We start from the raw sequence: 16,956 nt of genomic DNA, 5'->3' as shown, positions 1-16,956 counted from the left end.
TCTGCCTTTCTCTTGCAAATGGATTTGCAAAGCAAGCGAAGCATATTCCTAGTATGAGAAATCAAGGATACGATTATGCATGAATTTGGCTTAAGAGCTAATCTTTCCTGCGTCATACTGATCCATAGTGAGCAGCACTTCACGAGGTTTACTGCCTTCGTATGGTCCGACAATACTACGCGCTTCCATCTGATCGATCAACCTTGCAGCACGCGTGTACCCGATACGCATCCGTCTTTGGAGCAGCGAAACCGATGCCTGCTTCGCTTCCAGTACGATACGAACCGCCTGATCGTACAGTTCATCCAGGATCTCTTCATTCTCAGTGACGGTATCATCAATCTCCGGTACCAAGTCTTCCTTGTACTCGGCTTCGCCTTGACCACGTGCATAAGCTACAACAGCCTCAACCTCTTGATCGGAAAGGAATGCGCCTTGCACCCGAATCGGTTTGGACATGCCAACAGGCAAGAATAACATATCGCCTCGACCGAGCAATTTCTCCGCACCCACCATATCCAGAATGGTACGTGAATCGACTTGCGATGAAACGCCGAAAGCAATACGTGAAGGAATATTTGCCTTGATGACGCCTGTAATGACGTCAACGGACGGACGCTGCGTGGCAATAATCAGATGGATACCCGATGCACGTGCCATCTGTGCAAGCCGGCAAATGGAATCCTCTACATCGTTAGCGGCAACCATCATTAAATCAGCAAGCTCATCCACGATAACAACGATATAAGGCAGAACCGCTGCCGGGTTCTCCGCCATAAGCGTGTTATAACCTTCAATATTTCGTGTGCCTGACTTGGAGAACAGTTCATAACGTTTCTCCATCTCAACGACAATCTTCTTCAGTGCTAGTGAAGCGCGTCTTGGATCTGTAACAACCGGCGCCAGCAAATGAGGTATCCCATTGTACATGTTGAGCTCTACCATCTTCGGATCGATCATAAGCAGTTTCACTTCATCTGGCCGCGCCTTGTACAGAATGCTTGTAATAATCCCGTTGATACAGACAGATTTTCCGGAACCCGTAGCACCTGCTACAAGCAAATGCGGCATTTTCGCCAAATTACCGACGATCGGTTGACCGGAAATATCTCGCCCGAAGGCAATCGACATCTTCGAACTGGCATTTAAGAAAGAAGGCGTCTCCATCACTTCACGCATCGTAACAACCGATACTTCCGTATTCGGAACCTCAATTCCGATTGCCGATTTACCTGGAATCGGTGCTTCCATCCGAATATCTTTCGCTGCAAGCGCAAGCGCAATATCATCGGTCAGACCGACAATCCGGCTAACCTTGACGCCTGTTGCTGGTTGTACTTCATACCGTGTCACTGCTGGACCTCGTACAACATCAAGTACCTTGGCTCTTACGCCAAAGCTCTCCAGCGTCGCTTCCAGTTTGCGTCTGGACTCCAATGAATCCGCCGTTTCGCCTGTTTTACCAAGTCCGCTTGGCTTCTGCAGGAGTGCCATCGACGGTAATACATATGGCTTCTCCGTTGGACGCTTCACTACATGGACAGTGCCCTCCAAAGAATCAGGGTCATCAGGCATAATAGCCGGACTTGTCGGAATAACTGCAGCAGACGACACGACTTCGAAATCATCCTCAGGTAAGTCTTCTTCCACCTCAGCCAGATCGTCTTGCGGCCCTAAATCAGTTAGAACATCGACTTCGTCGTCAAGACCCTTATCAGCATCGTAAGGTAGTTCCCATGCAGCTGTTGCAGTTGACTGTTCCTTTGGTTTCTCAGTCCGAGCCTCAATTTGCTCCAGTACATTCGCCTGCCAACCAAGCTCGTCGGCATCCTCGTCGTCTTGCCAAGGCATACGCCCTGCTTGACCTTTAGCATCCGCCCTGTGTCCATCATCCATTTGCCACTCGGTATCATGAGCATCCTCGTTTGTCTTGGGGACTTCATTAAACCAAGAGAAAATAGGAAATCTGCTTTTCTTCGCACGCGGGTTATGCACCGGCGCATAGTTCTCGTCATCATCGTCATCAAGGTCATCCAATGTAACGACATTGCCTTTAACCGAAGCCGCTTTTGCGCCTGTAGACGCCAGAGTTTGCCGCTTCGAGAACAACTTCATGCGCAGCAGCGACCAGAAACGACCGCCTCTGATACGGCCCGCTCGCAATAAATCTACGTACGATTTGCCAGTCATGAGCATAACTGAGATCGCAAACATGACGATCATAACGAACTTAGCGCCAAAATAGCCAAACAGCCAATAAAGAAGCGTATATTGAATCGCTCCCGCATACCCGCCGCTGACAGGATGAACGACACCTTCCGCTTGTGCCTGTTGTGCAGAGTTCATGAGTGACCCGCGGATATCGCTTCCAAGTTGCGTTAGTATGTAAGATGCTGACAGCCCGCCTGTCGGCTCTGTTTTCAAATCCATTACAGCTACCGAACTCCATAAGGTACAAGCAAGCACAACGAGTAGAAAGCCAGTCTTACGAGTCGACCAGCCGGTAGGCCAGGCGCGTTTCATCATGACGATTAGCCCGACATAAATGCCGACAAGCGGAAGGACAAAATAAAACTTACCCAGCAATAAACCAAATAATTTGGACAAGGAACGGCCAACCGTTGCTTCACCCGACAGCGCGATTACGGATACGGTTATGAGTAAAATACCATATACTTCATATTTAAGGCTCGTCCCAATTGAGCTCTTACGCTTCTTCTTTTTCTTAGCCAAAATGGTCACCTCTGGTAGTCATTATACCATAGGAGACCATAGGTTGTGCTACTATTATCCAGCAAGGGCGGGCTTTCTACGAGGATGCGTGCCCAAAAGCAATCAACGTTCCCGGCGATAGCTCCGGACGTAAATAGGCATCTAACGGCCCGTCCAGCAATCGAACGATACGGCCAACGCCAGGCGTAACCGATTCTATTTGCAGCTGTACATCTCCAATCTTGATGGACACATAAGGCCCCGGCTGATGGTTGATTCCGTCATAGACAAGCTCAAGTGGCATTGTTGAATAGATTGTCATTGTGTCAGCCCTCCTGCCCCGGCAGCTGTTGCTTGCTTACGCTGATCAATCAATAAATTCAGATCCCGCAGCGCTTGCCCAATTCCTCCTACCGCATCAATCAAACCATGCTTCACCGCATCCGAACCAATGACAGTCGTCCCGATATCCCGGGTCAATTCGCCTGTCTTGAACATTAATTCCTTGAATTTGGCTTCAGTTATGTTGGAATGGGATGTGACGAAACGAACGACCCGCTCTTGCATTTTGTCCAGATATTCGAACGTTTGCGGAACCCCAATAACGAGTCCGTTCAACCGGATCGGATGAATAGTCATCGTCGCGGATTCAGCGATAAACGATTTGTTTCCGGCAACAGCTATTGGCACCCCGATTGAATGGCCTCCACCAAGAACGAGGGTTACCGTTGGTTTGGTTAGCGAAGAGATCATTTCAGCAATCGCGAGTCCCGCTTCCACATCCCCGCCGACCGTATTAAGCACAATCATAATGCCTTCTATCTTGGAATTTTGTTCTGCTGCCACTAACTGTGGGATCAAGTGCTCGTACTTTGTCGTCTTGTTCTGCGGAGGCAATACGAGATGCCCCTCCACCTGCCCGATAATCGTCATGCAAAATATGTTGGACTCCGATTGCGGTGTTGCCGTCTGACCCAGTTGCTGAATCGTTTCCACGATCGGATTCGTGCTCGGTTTGCGATCAGGTGCCGGTGGCTCCGGCTGCTCCGATTTATATACTAGTTGATCTTCAAACATATGCCTTGTCCTCCTCAACATTCCACCTAGACTGCTTATGGTCGGCTCTGCATAGTATGGAATCTGCCTGTAGAATTATGCAATTTCGGGCAAAAAGAAACGGCCTCCGAATTGAGCATAATGCTCTTCGGAGACCGCTTCCTATTGCTTAAGACAATTTATACTTCCATGATGATTGGCAAAATCATTGGGCGACGGCGCGTTTGCTCATATAAGAAACGTCCGAGTGCATCTTTCACATTTGTTTTGAGCGATGCCCATTCATTGACTTTGTCGTTCATCAGCTTATGCAAGGTTGAAGTTACGATACGGTTCGCTTCTTCGAGCAGCCCTTCGGACTCGCGAACGTAAACAAAGCCGCGGGAGATGATGTCCGGACCGGACAAAATCGCGCCATCTTGCTTGCTCAGCGTTACTACGACAACCAGAATGCCGTCTTGGGACAGAAGCTTACGGTCGCGAAGTACGATATTACCTACATCGCCTACGCCGAGTCCATCAATCAGAACGTTACCTGCAGGCACTTTGCTGCCTTTACGGGCAACTCCGCCTTGGAACTCAACTGTATCACCGTTATCGATCACGAAAATATTCTCGCGCTCGATTCCGACAGCTTCACCAAGCAATGCATGCTGGCGAAGCATACGGTATTCACCGTGGATCGGAATGAAATATTTCGGTCTGATGAGGTTAAGCATCAGCTTCAATTCTTCTTGGCTGCCGTGACCGGAAACGTGAACGCCGGAAACAGACCCTGGTCCGTAAATAACGTTTGCTCCGAGACGGAACAGCTCGTCTACTGTACGGCCAACATAGCGCTCGTTACCCGGAATTGGAGTTGCTGCAATAATAACTGTATCGCCAGGCATAATATCAACCTTACGATGCGTCGAACGCGCCATGCGCGTAAGAGCGGACATTGGTTCGCCTTGGCTGCCTGTCGAAAGGACTGCAACGCGGTCAGCGGCCATTTTGTTGATTTCTTCAGGCTCGATAATCGTGCCTTCCGGAATATTCAAGTAGCCAAGCTCAGAGGCAACCGACACAACATTAACCATGCTGCGTCCAACAACAGCGATTTTACGCTTTGTTGCGATTGCAGCGTTCACAACTTGTTGTATACGGTGAACGTTGGATGCAAATGTTGCAACAACGACACGTTGTGTTGCTTTACGGAAAATATCTTCAAGCTCAGCACCAATCATGCTCTCCGAAGGTGTGAATCCTGCACGCTCAGCATTCGTGCTGTCCGAAAGCAAGGCCAGAACGCCGCGCGCACCGATTCCCGCCATACGCTGCAAGTCTGCGTATTGATTATTTACGGGAGTATGATCAAATTTAAAGTCGCCCGTATGTACGACTGTTCCTTCCGGTGTATCTAAGCATACGCCAACTGAATCCGGAATACTGTGGTTCGTTCTGAAGAACGACGCTTTCATGGATCCCAGTTGAACTTCAGAATCAGCATTGATTAGGATGCGTTTTGTCTCGCCAAGCAAGCCCGCTTCCTTCAATTTGCCTTCAATAAGACCAAGTGTTAATTTCGTACCGTAAATCGGCACATTCAGGTGCTTCAATACATACGGCAAACCGCCAATATGATCCTCATGACCATGCGTAATCAAAATCCCTCTGACTTTATCGCGATTCTCTGTTAAATACGTAATGTCTGGGATAACAATATCAATTCCGAGCATATCTTCTTCCGGGAATTTAAGACCTGCATCTACGACTACGATATCATTTCCATATTGAATGACATACATGTTCTTCCCGATTTCACCGACGCCGCCTAGTGCGAAAATAAGCAGCTTATCCTGGATGTTTTTCTTAGACAAGTGTATCCGTACCTCCTAATAGTTTTACGAAACAAACCAGACCTCATCACTGCCGAAACGACAGAAACCGAAGCTAATCTGATCGAACTTATATAATAGTTGTCCAAATTGTATGGCTGGACGTTCCTCCCGCAGGAACGTGCTCATACAAGTAATAACTAGTGCTGTTCAACGCCACCCTAGGCGTTACACATTTTCAATATTTTGCCGCACACCGTCACTTGCTTTCATTATACATGATTGAAAATACGAAAAACAAGTAAAGGAGAAAATGTCCAGTCCAGAATGACCTTCTCTATGTACAAACAAAAAACCGATGCAAGCGCACCGGTTTGTGGCGACTGCGGAAAGAAGTACCACGAGCAGTGAATGCTATATTAGTTCAAAATGCTGCGCAGCGCAGCTAACTCCGACTCATTCGCATCAACCAGAGGCAAACGAACGCCGCCAACAGGCAACCCTTTCAGGTTCAGTGCCGCTTTCACAAGAACAGGGTTCGGAAGATCAAACAGCCCTCTGAAAATTGGCAGCGAAGCAGCATGCACTTTGTAGGCTTGCGCAACATCACCCTTCAGATAAGACTCGATGATTTCACGAATCTGCTTGCCAATGATATGGCTGGCCACACTGACAATACCGTGTGCCCCTACTGCAACCGCAGGCAGCGCACAGCTGTCATCTCCGCTGTATACACGGAAATCTGCTGGTGCTTGCGAAGCGATCATTGTCACTTGCTCAAGGGATGCACACTCTTTAGTAGCGACGATATTTGGAATTTGAGCAAGACGAAGCGTAGTCTCGGCAGTCATACTGACAATCGTACGTCCAGGAACGTTATAGACCATAATTGGCAGTTTAGTGCCTTCAGCAATAACTTTGAAATGTTGGAAAATCCCTTCTTGCGTGGGCTTGTTGTAATAAGGCACGACTAATAATGCACCATCAACTCCGCATTTCTCAGCCACTTGAGTCAAATGGATGGAATGTGCCGTTTCATTGCTTCCGGAGCCTGCAATAATTTTGCAGCGTCCACGAGCGTGCTCTACAGCATAAGTAAACAAAGCGATTTTCTCATCATCGGTGAGCGTCGGAGATTCACCGGTCGTCCCGGAAACGACGATGCTGTCGCTCTGCTGATCCTCGATTAAGTAGTCCATTAACCGCCCTGTCGTTTCCCAGTCAATCGATCCGTCCGCATGGAACGGGGTAACCATTGCCGTAATTATTCTTCCGAAATCCATATATGATTCCTCCTAAAAAAGGTCTGCGAAGCAAAACAGCGCTGTCCGTTGTCCTGCTCCGCAAAGCTTGACTTCGTAATCTGGTTTCGCATTTCGAATTGCATGATTGTAATGACTATTTACGATTCCTACTCATGTAATGAGAACTTAGTGTGCAAGGCTTGCAGTGCGCCGGCCATATATTTCTCACTGACCAGCACCCAGATTGTGGTGTTGGAATCTGCTGATTGTAGAATCGGAATGCCTTGCTCCGTCAGCGCTTCCACAATACGTGCCATGATGCCGGGAACACCGTTCATTCCACCGCCAATGACGGAGATTTTGGCACATCCGCTTACTGCTCGAGGTGCATATCCGATATCATGCAGAACCGAAACTGCTTTATCCGCATCATGATCAAATACGGTATACACCGCTCCACCAGGATTTACGTTAATAAAATCTACGCTGATTTGATGTCTAGCCATAGCTTGAAACACTTGCAGTTGTACGTCGGTGTGACCGTCCTGCGCCTGTACGGTAATCTGCGTAACGCCGCTGACATGAGCCACTCCTGTGACATGACGATCACGGACCGATGAAGCTTTTGCAGCGGCATCGAACGTGTCCGTCACAAGCGTTCCCTCCTCTTCTGAGAAGGTCGAACGTACACGAAGCGGAATTCGAGCTTGCTGAGCAATCTCTACCGCTCGTGGATGTATCACTTTCGCTCCTTGCCTTGCCATATTGCCGATCTCAGCATAGCTGATAACGGATAATGGCCGAGCATCCTTCACGATCCTAGGATCTGCGGTTAGAATGCCATTCACATCTGTATAAATATCGACTCGCTCTGCGCGGAGAGCAGCTCCTAAAGCAGTTGCCGAAGTATCGCTGCCACCTCTGCCGAGCGTCGTAATATCCCCTGCTTCTGTCACACCTTGAAATCCGGTAACGATTACAACTTGGCCATCCTCAAGTGCTTTGTGAATGGCTGCCGTCCGAATTTCAATAATGCGGGCACGCCCATATTGATTATCCGTTATTATTCCTGCACCTCCGCCGGTCAATGCGATCGCTGAGATCCCAGAGGCACGCAATAGACTGCACAATAAAGCGGCGGAGATGATTTCTCCGCAACCCTGCAGCATATCGCGTTCTTTAGCAGGCAATGAATCACCATGATTGCGAATAAGCGAGAGAAGCGTGTCCGTTGCATAGGGATCGCCTTTTCTCCCCATTGCAGAGACGACAACGACGAGTCCGTACTGTCGTTGCCGTTCCCGATCAATATGCCCGATTACTAATTGTCTAGCTTCGTCCGAGGACAATGATGTCCCGCCGAACTTCTGAACGAGGATGCGCATTACAAGCCTCCGTATCCGAACGAGAATAACGTCGCCGAATCGTTAGCTTCCTGAACAACCTGCCTCTAATCTAAAATGTCTATTCCTTCTCAATGGCGATGTATTCTGCGATTTGCACAGCATTCCATGCTGCACCTTTGAGCAGATTATCGGAAACAATCCACAGATTCAAACCGCGTGCATGGCCTAAATCACGGCGAAGTCGTCCAACGAACACTTCAGGTTTGCCAGCCGCTTCAGTAGCGAGTGGATAACGTTGACCTGCAGGATCGTCGACAAGTTCAATACCCGGAGCTTCGGCTAAGAGCGTCCTGACGTCTTCCAGTTCATAATCTTTTTTAAGCTCTACGTATACGGATTCCGAGTGGCCATAAACGACAGGAATACGAACACATGTCGCTGTTACGTCGATGGACTCATCATCCAAGATTTTCTTTGTTTCACGAACCATTTTCATTTCTTCAAGCGTATACCCATTGTCTTGGAACTTATCAATTTGCGGAATCGCGTTGAATGCGATCTGATGCTTCACCGGTAACGAGCCAACTGGCAGAATATCCGGATTCACGTCATTCCCATCCAAAACTTCACGAGTTTGACGCAGCATTTCGTCGATTGCACGGCTGCCTGCACCGGAAACGGCTTGATAAGTAGAGACAATAATACGAGAAATGCCGTAATTGTCTTGCAGTGGCTTCAATGCAGTAACCATCTGGATCGTCGAGCAATTCGGATTGGCAATGATCCCTTTGTGGTCATTTACCTTATCGATATTAACCTCAGGTACGACAAGCGGTGTATCCGGATCCATCCGATAAGCATTCGTATTGTCGATACATACAGCGCCATGCTCGACAGCGTGGGGGGCAAGTGCCTTTGTCACATCGCCGCCCGCACTGAACAAGGCGATTTCGATTCCTTTAAAACTGTCCGGTGTAGCTTCCTCCACCGTAATCTCTATTCCCTTGAACATGATCGTCGTACCTGCTGAACGAGCGGAAGACAACAATTTCAGCTCAGCAATTGGAAAATCCCTTTTCTCGAGCAAACCAATGATTTGTTCTCCTACTGCGCCTGTCGCTCCAACTACTGCGACGTTAAACAACTTCTGATTTGACATGCTGGTTGTTGTCTCCCCTCAAAAAAAGAACGTAAGTCAAGGATTTCTCCAAATACATCTAAATTCGTAAAATTGAGACTTTTCTACTTACAAATTAAGAACGTTCGATCAATAAAGGCTGCAGCTGTTTACCAAGTAAGGCGGCTTCACAAGCCTCCGGTACCAGCTCCATTTTGGCGACAAGCGAGTTGGGCTTCTGGATGGGATTATCCTGCCCGAACGGTACAAAATAAACGTTTTTACAAACTAAAAGTTTTGCAATGTTAGCGGCGTTTAAGCCGAGACCGTCATTCGTCGAGATTGCGAGAACAAGCGGACGTTGATTGCGCATTTGCGCTTTCGCAGCCATGAGAACAGGGCTATCAGTCATCGCATTGGCGAGTTTACTTGTCGTATTGCCCGTGCAAGGTGCAATAACAAGAACGTCGAGCAGTTTAGACGGCCCCAGGGGCTCAGCATCGACGATTGTCGAGATAATTTCATTGCCAGTGATCGACTTCAGCTGCCGCTGCCACTCTGCCGCAGTTCCAAACCTCGTATCCGTAGTAATCAGTGTTTGCGTCACGATCGGAACTACATTCGCTCCCTCATCAACAAACCGCTGAATGACCGGCATGACTTCTGCAAACGTACAGTGAGAACCGGAGAGCGCATAGCCCACCGTTTTGCCTTGCCATTTCATTGCTCATTCCCCCGTTGCCTGAAATCTTCCTCAATCAATCGACTTAGACAATCCGCAATGATACGTCCAGCGGTTTTGGGTGCGACGATTCCTGGTAGGCCGGGGGCGAGCAACGCTTTAATTCCGCGCTTCTCCGCAAAGCGGAAATCCGTCCCGCCGGGCTTCGAAGCGAGGTCAATTATGACCGCTCGCGATGGCAAATTTGCTATAATTTGCGCTGTGACTATCATAGTCGGAATTGTATTAAAAAGCAAGTCAATATTCCCTACAAACTGCTGTAATTGCTTGATATAGAAGGGTTCGAACCCCATCTCATACGCTCTTGCAAAATGCTCCTCGCGGCGCACGCCAACCTTCACTTTTGCCCCAAGTCCTTGCAATGTTCGTGCCAATGTAAATCCTGTTCTGCCGATACCGAGCACCATGCAGGATGAACCATGAATGGTGATATCTGTATTCTGAATCGCCATCATGACAGCCCCCTCCGCTGTCGGGATGGAATTATAAATGGCGACATCATCACGGTCGAACAGTTCGACAAGCCGGATTGCATATTTAGCGCATAAATCCCGCAAATATGGTTTTGCCATCCCCGTATATACGGTGCAATGCTTTGGTAATCGTGCCACGTATTCATCAGTCAACACTAATTCGCGGTCACTGAAAACAGCTATGATTTTGCCGTCATCGTCCGTTCCGACAGCCGGCAGCACAAGCGCATCCGCAGTCGCAAATAAATCCTCGCTGATCTCGGCGCGTACCGCTCCGTCCAGTGAGGAATGCAGCTGATCAAAGCCCGCAACCGTTACCGATGCATCGAGCTCGGTCAGCTTCCGGATGACCTCAAGCCCCCGAGCGTCACCGCCAAGAAGCAAGACCTGAACCCCTGTCAACATAAGGGTATCACTCCTTTCCTACTGTAACCGTTAGACGCGCAAGCATCGCGGCTCGGTTAGCAGTCCTACTGTAACCGTTAGACGCGCAAGCATCGCGGCTCGGTTAGCAGTCCTACTGTAACCGTTAGACACGTAAGCATCGCGGCTCGGTTAGCAGCACCTCTGTAACTGCCCCAGCGCCTTCCGTCAAGGCAACCCAAATGACAGTATGCGCACTTGGTTATAGACCATCTTATGCACCCGCCCAGAGCGGGGTGAAAATGAAATTCATGCGTCATAAAACACAAAAGAGCACCGAGGCTTCTGCCCCGGTGCTCTTCGCACAATTAATAAATAATTCCTACCTGTTTCAGGCTATACTCCCGTATGGCCAAATCCACCTGCACCGCGTACGGTATCCGGCAATTCATCCACCTCAGTAATCGCTACGTCAGGCACGATCTGAAACAGCATTTGCGCGATTCGCTCCCCGCGCTCAATCGTAAATGGCTGCTGTCCCAAATTGACGAGCAGCACCTTTACCTCGCCGCGGTAGTCAGCATCGATCGTCCCAGGCGAATTCAAGCACGTGATACCATGCTTATACGCAAGCCCGCTTCTAGGACGGATTTGAGCTTCCAATTCTGCGGGCATTGCCATCGAGAAACCCGTCGGGATGAGCTTGCGCTCTCCCGGGTTCAAGATGACAGGCTCGTTTACTGCTGCTTGAAGATCGAATCCCGCTGCAAGCTCTGACATCTTGCGCGGCAGCTCGATTTCTTCATTGCCAGGCAGTCGTTTAAAGAGTACTTGAAACAAGTGAATCCCTCCCGATTGACGCTGCTGCTTTATCGTTGCTGCCGACCATCGCCACAGCAAAAGGAACGGATAACATTTTTTTCGTTACATCTTGAATGTCCTTCATATCGACATCGTCAATACGCTTCAGCATTTCATCAAGCGTATAGTGGCGTCCGAGCATCAGCTCGTTTTTGCCAAGTCGGTTCATGCGGCTCGAAGTACTTTCAAGGCTAAGAATCAAACTTCCTTTAAGCTGCTCTTTACCACGGTGCAATTCTATATCTGTTAGACCTTTTACAGCCAAATCATGCATTTGCGCCATGGTAAGCTCCAACACTTCTTTGGTTTGTTTAGGCGCTGTCCCTGCATAAACGGTAAATAATCCGCTGTCAGCATAAGACGTATGGTAGGAATACACCGAATAAGCAAGACCGCGTTTCTCACGAATTTCTTGGAATAGTCTGGAGCTCATGCCCCCACCTACTGCGTTATTCAGCAAAATCATCGCATACAGCTGAGGGTCTGCAATGGAACAACCCGGGAATGAGATACAAATATGATTTTGTTCTGTTTTTTTCTTATGGAACAGGTACTGCCCGCTAAAAGTTGGTGTGGAAACGGCTGTTTCCGTACCGTTATTTTGGAATTCACCGAAATGCTTCTCCAGCAGCTCCAGCAGTGATTTCTCTTCAACGTTGCCAGCCACGCTAATGACGGTGTTATCAATGCGATATTGACTCTTCATGTAGCCACGCAGTGAATCGCCATTCATGGCACTTAGCCGCTCTTCAAGACCGAGAATGGAATAAGCAAGCGGGTGATCTCCGTAAGCAGCACGTGACGCTTCATCATGGACCTTATCGTCAGGCGTATCTTCATACATCGAAATTTCTTCGAGAATGACATTTTTCTCTTTTGCCAATTCCGCAGCATCCATTTGCGAATTGAAGAACATATCCGCTAACGCATCCACGGCAATTGGCAAATGCTGATCCAATACTTTGGCAAAATAACAGGTGTATTCTTTGGCTGTAAACGCATTTACATTACCGCCGATACCGTCGAACAAATCTGCGATATCCTTGGCACTGTGACGTTCCGTTCCTTTAAACAACATGTGCTCGATAAAATGGGAAATCCCATTGTTCTCAGGCGATTCATTTCGCGAGCCCGTCTTGACCCAGATCCCAAAGGCCACCGATCGGAATGTCGGTATGTATTCTACTACGACGCGTAAACCATTGCTAAGGGTATAGTTATTCAATTCGGTTCCTCCTACACGTTTTCTGCTGCTTATTTCTACATCTTCAACTAGCAGAAATACAATGACTTCACTATAACAAAATTATGGTCTTGCCTCAACTAACGAAGCTCTCTTGGAGGAGAGCGTCTCACTTACCGTACCGAGCATAAGCCCTTTCTGCTTGATGGCGGTAATGATACCTTGAAGAGCAGCGCTTGATGAATCCGTCGGATGCATCAGAATGAGCGATCCCGGCTCCACGCGGGTGCGCACCTTGCGAATGATCGAATAGGCAGGCGGATGCGTCCAGTCTACCGTATCGAGCGTCCATAGGACTGTTTTGAGCCCTTGCTCCGCTGCGACATCAACCGTCATTTGATTAAAATCACCTGAAGGCGGCGCAAACCAGTTGTTCGTGACATTCAAAGTTGATTTAAGAAGGGCTTCGGTCTTTGCAATTTGATTATATGCAGAACGCCGATCAAGTTGACTCATCTTAGGATGTGTATAGGCATGATTCGAGATTTCATGTCCTTCAGCTTGAATAAGTTTGGCCACATCGGTATTTTTCTTTAGCCATGACCCGTCAAAGAAGAAAGTCGCTTTTACATTTTCCTTTCTCAGCGTGTTCAGCATGGATGGAATGTACTCATTTCCCCAAGCGACATTGATCATTAGCGCTACCATGGGCTTATTTGGATTGCCTTTATAGATTGGAATCCGTCCGAGATCATCCAAACTGATTTTGGGCTCTACTTCTTTATATACAAACCGAATTGGCTCACTCTCGGGTGCATTCTCCATGAGTCGATACGTTTTGTCCACATCGATCTCCAACCCGTTATAACCCGGAATCGCTTTCCATACACGGTCCACTCTCGCGTCAACCGATGCAATACGCTTCTTCTCTGCCTCTAATCGAATCGTATCCATCAAGGTTGAGTTGATCCCAGAAAATGCGTATAGGGTGGCTACAGATGCTCCGCGGTTACCACCTTTAAGTGCCATCACGTATTCAGAGAGCGGACTATAAAGCCTTACAACCAATAACAGCGTGCACATGACTAGTGCCATAACAATTGCTTTCTTCAGCTTCATATGAGCTGTCCCACCCTTCTCCTTCATCATATTATGGCTCGGCCCACTTTATGAGAAGAAGCGAAGGACTACAATGCAACAAAAAAAGAGACAGATCTATAATCTGTCTCTACTTTATGTCTATTCGGGGTATACCTTAGGACTACTGCTGAGCAGGAACCTCTGGAGTAAGAACCGCTTTGCGGGACAAGTTAATGCGGCCTTGTTGGTCGATTTCCGTTACTTTAACTGTAATTTGATCGCCAATTTTCAAGACATCCTCAACCTTAGCAACGCGCTCTGTAGAAACTTGCGAAATATGAACCAAACCGTCTTTGTTTGGCAAAATTTCAACGAAGCAGCCGAATTTCTCGATCCGTTTCACTGTACCGAGGTATACCTCGCCTACGATGACTTCACGAACGATTCCTTCAATAATCTGTTTCGCACGCTCATTGGCTTCCGCGTTGGAAGACGCAATAAAGACTGTTCCATCTTGCTCGATATCGATTTTTACGCCGGTCTCATCAATGATTTTGTTGATGATTTTACCGCCGGAGCCGATAACATCACGGATTTTGTCCGGATGGATTTTCATAATGACGATTTTCGGTGCATATTGCGACAGGCTCGTACGAGGTGTTTGCATCACTTCATTCATTTTACCAAGAATGTGCAAACGACCTACACGTGCTTGCTCCAAGGATTGCGAAAGAATATCACGATCGATACCATCGATTTTGATGTCCATTTGAATCGCAGTCACGCCTGCAGCCGTACCCGCAACTTTGAAGTCCATATCGCCGAGGTGATCTTCCATCCCTTGAATATCTGAAAGGATCGAGAAATGGTCGCCGTCTTTGATCAGACCCATCGCGATACCAGCAACCGGTGCCTTAATCGGAACGCCTGCATCCATCATCGCAAGTGTGCTTGCGCAGATACTTGCTTGGCTCGTGGAGCCGTTCGATTCGAGCACCTCAGAAACAAGGCGAATCGTATATGGGAATTCAGTTTCATTCGGAATGACTTTGGACAACGCACGCTCACCGAGAGCACCGTGTCCGATTTCACGACGGCCCGGAGGACGCAGCGGTCTAGCTTCCCCTACGCTAAACGGAGGGAAGTTATAGTGATGCATGAAACGCTTCGTTTCAGTCAAATCAATACCGTCAAGAATTTGCACATCGCCAAGCGCGCCAAGCGTACAGATGCTTAGTGCTTGTGTTTGTCCACGTGTGAACAAGCCAGAACCGTGCGTACGCGGCAGCAATGCGACATCGCACTCGATTGGACGAATTTCGCTTAGAGCCCGTCCATCCGGACGAACCTTATCATGCGTGATCAAACGACGAACTTCTTCTTTCACGATATCGTAAAGGACTTCCTTCACATCGCCAAGCAGTTCAGGCGTTTCCGCATATTCCACTTCAAAGTGGGAAATCGTGTCCGCATTCACGACATCAATCGCTTCTTGACGGGCATGCTTCTCCACAATGCTTACCGCTTCATCCAGACGTGCTTTCGCATACGCGCGAACAGCCTCATTGACAGCAGCATCTACCTTTTTCAATTTCACTTCAACCTTCGGCTTACCTGCAAGACCTTGGAGTTCATCAATTGTTGCGACGATACGTTTAATCTCATCGTGACCAAACATGATCGCTTCAAGGATAACATCTTCCGGTACTTCGTTTGCTTCCGCTTCTACCATCATAATCGCATCTCTAGTACCTGAGACTACAACGTAGACATCGCTCTTCGTTTCCTGCTCAACCGTTGGGTTGATAATGAATTGACCATCGATACGGCCGACAATAACGCCGCCAATCGGTCCGTTGAACGGGATATCCGACAACGTCAAAGCCGCTGACGTACCGATCATCGCTGCGATTTCCGGTGTGCAGTCTTGATCAACGCTCATCACGATATTAGCAATTTGAACTTCATTACGGAAGCCATCCGGGAATAGCGGACGAATCGGACGATCTGTCAAACGGCTCGCCAAAATTGCTTTCTCGCTTGGACGTCCCTCACGTTTGATAAAGCCGCCCGGAATTTTACCTACTGCATATAGACGTTCTTCATAGTTGACTGTCAGTGGGAAAAAGTCTAGATTCTTCGGTTCGCTAGACGATACGACTGTACATAATACTACAGTTTCACCGTATTTCACGGTTACTGCTGCGTTTGCTTGTTTAGCCAGACGACCCGTCTCAAGAATGAACGGTCGGCCGCCAAGCGTTGTTTCTACACGATGCAGCATATTATTCCTCCTTAACCGCAAGCCGCTACATTCCACCCGGAATGCTCGGCTGTCAGGTTTCATTAATTTCCAAACGCGTACTTACATACCAAAAACTGCTGAAAAAGTACCTATAAGAAAAGCTCCTAATGGAGCTGCTCAAAAACATTATGTATGGTTCATTTACAAAAAGCAACCCAGTGCAGCTGAGCCTGGAATCCCAGGCGGCTTAACAACCAGGTTGCTTTTATCCCCGCATCTATTATCGGCGAAGGCCGAGTTTTTCGATCAATGCGCTGTAACGTTTTACGTCTTTGTTTTTCAAGTAAGCCAACAGTTTACGACGTTGACCAACCATCTTAAGCAGACCGCGACGCGAGTGATGATCTTTCTTGTGCGTCCGAAGATGATCTGTCAAGTTGACGATGTTTTGCGTCAGGATAGCGATTTGAACTTCCGGAGAACCGGTATCGTTCGCGTGGGTTTTGTGTTCGTCGATCAATTGGTGTTTACGCTCTTGTGTAAGTGCCATCCATGTTCACCTCCTTCTATCATAATCGCCGTTAGCCTCGCCGTCGCCCGGTGAAAAACGAACTGGCCAAGCTAAGGTTCTGTTAAGCTGCGCGTAGTGAGAACAGAATATGATTACGCAACGAAATAGAGTATACCACATCTGCCTATAAGAAGTAAATGCCGAGC

The 16,956-nt window shown here is 48.2% G+C and carries 14 protein-coding genes; all 14 read right to left on the bottom strand.

Translation table 11 applies throughout. The features are described 5' to 3' along the window. Positions 1 to 90: 90 nt before the first annotated feature. The 14 genes from AC506A_RS03005 to rpsO all read right to left on the bottom strand — a co-directional run bounded on the left by AC506A_RS03005 (position 91) and on the right by rpsO (position 16,789). Positions 91 to 2,733 carry an FtsK/SpoIIIE family DNA translocase gene (locus tag AC506A_RS03005; protein WP_495459493.1) on the bottom strand — a complete coding sequence of 881 codons (2,643 nt, stop codon included), beginning with the start codon at positions 2,731 to 2,733 and terminating at the stop codon, positions 91 to 93. Between the two features lie 76 nt (positions 2,734 to 2,809). After that, complete coding sequence (locus AC506A_RS03000) at positions 2,810 to 3,034, bottom strand: YlzJ-like family protein (RefSeq protein WP_495459492.1); 225 nt, start codon at positions 3,032 to 3,034, stop codon at positions 2,810 to 2,812. After that, positions 3,031 to 3,789, bottom strand: coding sequence for a ClpP family protease (locus AC506A_RS02995; protein ID WP_495459491.1), 759 nt, complete (start codon positions 3,787 to 3,789; stop codon positions 3,031 to 3,033). The genes AC506A_RS03000 and AC506A_RS02995 overlap by 4 nt, the downstream gene beginning before the upstream one ends. 158 nt (positions 3,790 to 3,947) lie before the next feature. After that, positions 3,948 to 5,627: a ribonuclease J gene (locus tag AC506A_RS02990; RefSeq protein ID WP_495459490.1), complete on the bottom strand. Its 1,680-nt coding sequence runs from the start codon at positions 5,625 to 5,627 to the stop codon at positions 3,948 to 3,950. Between the two features lie 377 nt (positions 5,628 to 6,004). Next, positions 6,005 to 6,868 (bottom strand): 4-hydroxy-tetrahydrodipicolinate synthase, encoded by an 864-nt coding sequence (dapA, locus tag AC506A_RS02985; protein WP_495459489.1) that lies wholly within the window; start codon positions 6,866 to 6,868, stop codon positions 6,005 to 6,007. Between the two features lie 128 nt (positions 6,869 to 6,996). Beyond that, positions 6,997 to 8,214 carry an aspartate kinase gene (dapG, locus tag AC506A_RS02980; RefSeq protein WP_495459488.1) on the bottom strand — a complete coding sequence of 406 codons (1,218 nt, stop codon included), beginning with the start codon at positions 8,212 to 8,214 and terminating at the stop codon, positions 6,997 to 6,999. Positions 8,215 to 8,293: 79 nt separating this feature from the next. Further along, on the bottom strand, positions 8,294 to 9,334 hold the full coding sequence (locus tag AC506A_RS02975; RefSeq protein ID WP_495459487.1) for an aspartate-semialdehyde dehydrogenase: 1,041 nt from the start codon (positions 9,332 to 9,334) through the stop codon (positions 8,294 to 8,296). 94 nt (positions 9,335 to 9,428) lie between these two features. Next, positions 9,429 to 10,016 (bottom strand): dipicolinate synthase subunit B, encoded by a 588-nt coding sequence (locus AC506A_RS02970; RefSeq protein WP_090976436.1) that lies wholly within the window; start codon positions 10,014 to 10,016, stop codon positions 9,429 to 9,431. Further along, the gene (gene dpsA / locus AC506A_RS02965) at positions 10,013 to 10,912 is read right to left on the bottom strand and encodes a dipicolinate synthase subunit DpsA (RefSeq protein WP_495459486.1); all 900 of its coding nucleotides are present in this window, start codon (positions 10,910 to 10,912) and stop codon (positions 10,013 to 10,015) included. The genes AC506A_RS02970 and dpsA overlap by 4 nt, the downstream gene beginning before the upstream one ends. Positions 10,913 to 11,266: 354 nt before the next feature. Next, a complete protein-coding gene (dut, locus tag AC506A_RS02960) occupies positions 11,267 to 11,710 on the bottom strand; it encodes a dUTP diphosphatase (RefSeq protein WP_495459485.1) in 444 nt (147 codons plus the stop codon). Continuing rightward, the gene (locus AC506A_RS02955; RefSeq protein ID WP_495459484.1) at positions 11,691 to 12,956 is read right to left on the bottom strand and encodes a M16 family metallopeptidase; all 1,266 of its coding nucleotides are present in this window, start codon (positions 12,954 to 12,956) and stop codon (positions 11,691 to 11,693) included. The genes dut and AC506A_RS02955 overlap by 20 nt, the downstream gene beginning before the upstream one ends. Positions 12,957 to 13,037: 81 nt before the next feature. Next, a complete protein-coding gene (locus AC506A_RS02950; RefSeq protein WP_495459483.1) occupies positions 13,038 to 14,033 on the bottom strand; it encodes a polysaccharide deacetylase family protein in 996 nt (331 codons plus the stop codon). 142 nt (positions 14,034 to 14,175) lie between these two features. After that, positions 14,176 to 16,278, bottom strand: coding sequence for a polyribonucleotide nucleotidyltransferase (gene pnp, locus AC506A_RS02945; RefSeq protein WP_495459482.1), 2,103 nt, complete (start codon positions 16,276 to 16,278; stop codon positions 14,176 to 14,178). A gap of 241 nt (positions 16,279 to 16,519) precedes the next feature. Beyond that, the gene (gene rpsO / locus AC506A_RS02940; RefSeq protein ID WP_090574209.1) at positions 16,520 to 16,789 is read right to left on the bottom strand and encodes a 30S ribosomal protein S15; all 270 of its coding nucleotides are present in this window, start codon (positions 16,787 to 16,789) and stop codon (positions 16,520 to 16,522) included. Positions 16,790 to 16,956: the final 167 nt, after the last annotated feature.

Source organism: Paenibacillus sp. N22P23 (assembly GCF_059383735.1).
Note: the sequence above shows the minus strand (reverse complement) of the source record. Positions and strands in the feature narration are given on the sequence as shown.

Bases quoted from the DNA above. Each gene is read 5' to 3' on its own strand.
- pnp (WP_495459482.1), bottom strand. From the start codon at position 16,278: ATGCTGCATCGTGTAGAAACAACGCTTGGCGGCCGACCGTTCATTCTT.
- AC506A_RS03000 (WP_495459492.1), bottom strand. From the start codon at position 3,034: ATGACAATCTATTCAACAATGCCACTTGAGCTTGTCTATGACGGAATC.
- dapA (WP_495459489.1), bottom strand. From the start codon at position 6,868: ATGGATTTCGGAAGAATAATTACGGCAATGGTTACCCCGTTCCATGCG.
- rpsO (WP_090574209.1), bottom strand. From the start codon at position 16,789: ATGGCACTTACACAAGAGCGTAAACACCAATTGATCGACGAACACAAA.
- AC506A_RS02970 (WP_090976436.1), bottom strand. From the start codon at position 10,016: ATGAAATGGCAAGGCAAAACGGTGGGCTATGCGCTCTCCGGTTCTCAC.
- AC506A_RS02950 (WP_495459483.1), bottom strand. From the start codon at position 14,033: ATGAAGCTGAAGAAAGCAATTGTTATGGCACTAGTCATGTGCACGCTG.
- AC506A_RS02995 (WP_495459491.1), bottom strand. From the start codon at position 3,789: ATGTTTGAAGATCAACTAGTATATAAATCGGAGCAGCCGGAGCCACCG.
- dapG (WP_495459488.1), bottom strand. From the start codon at position 8,214: ATGCGCATCCTCGTTCAGAAGTTCGGCGGGACATCATTGTCCTCGGAC.
- AC506A_RS02975 (WP_495459487.1), bottom strand. From the start codon at position 9,334: ATGTCAAATCAGAAGTTGTTTAACGTCGCAGTAGTTGGAGCGACAGGC.
- dpsA (WP_495459486.1), bottom strand. From the start codon at position 10,912: ATGTTGACAGGGGTTCAGGTCTTGCTTCTTGGCGGTGACGCTCGGGGG.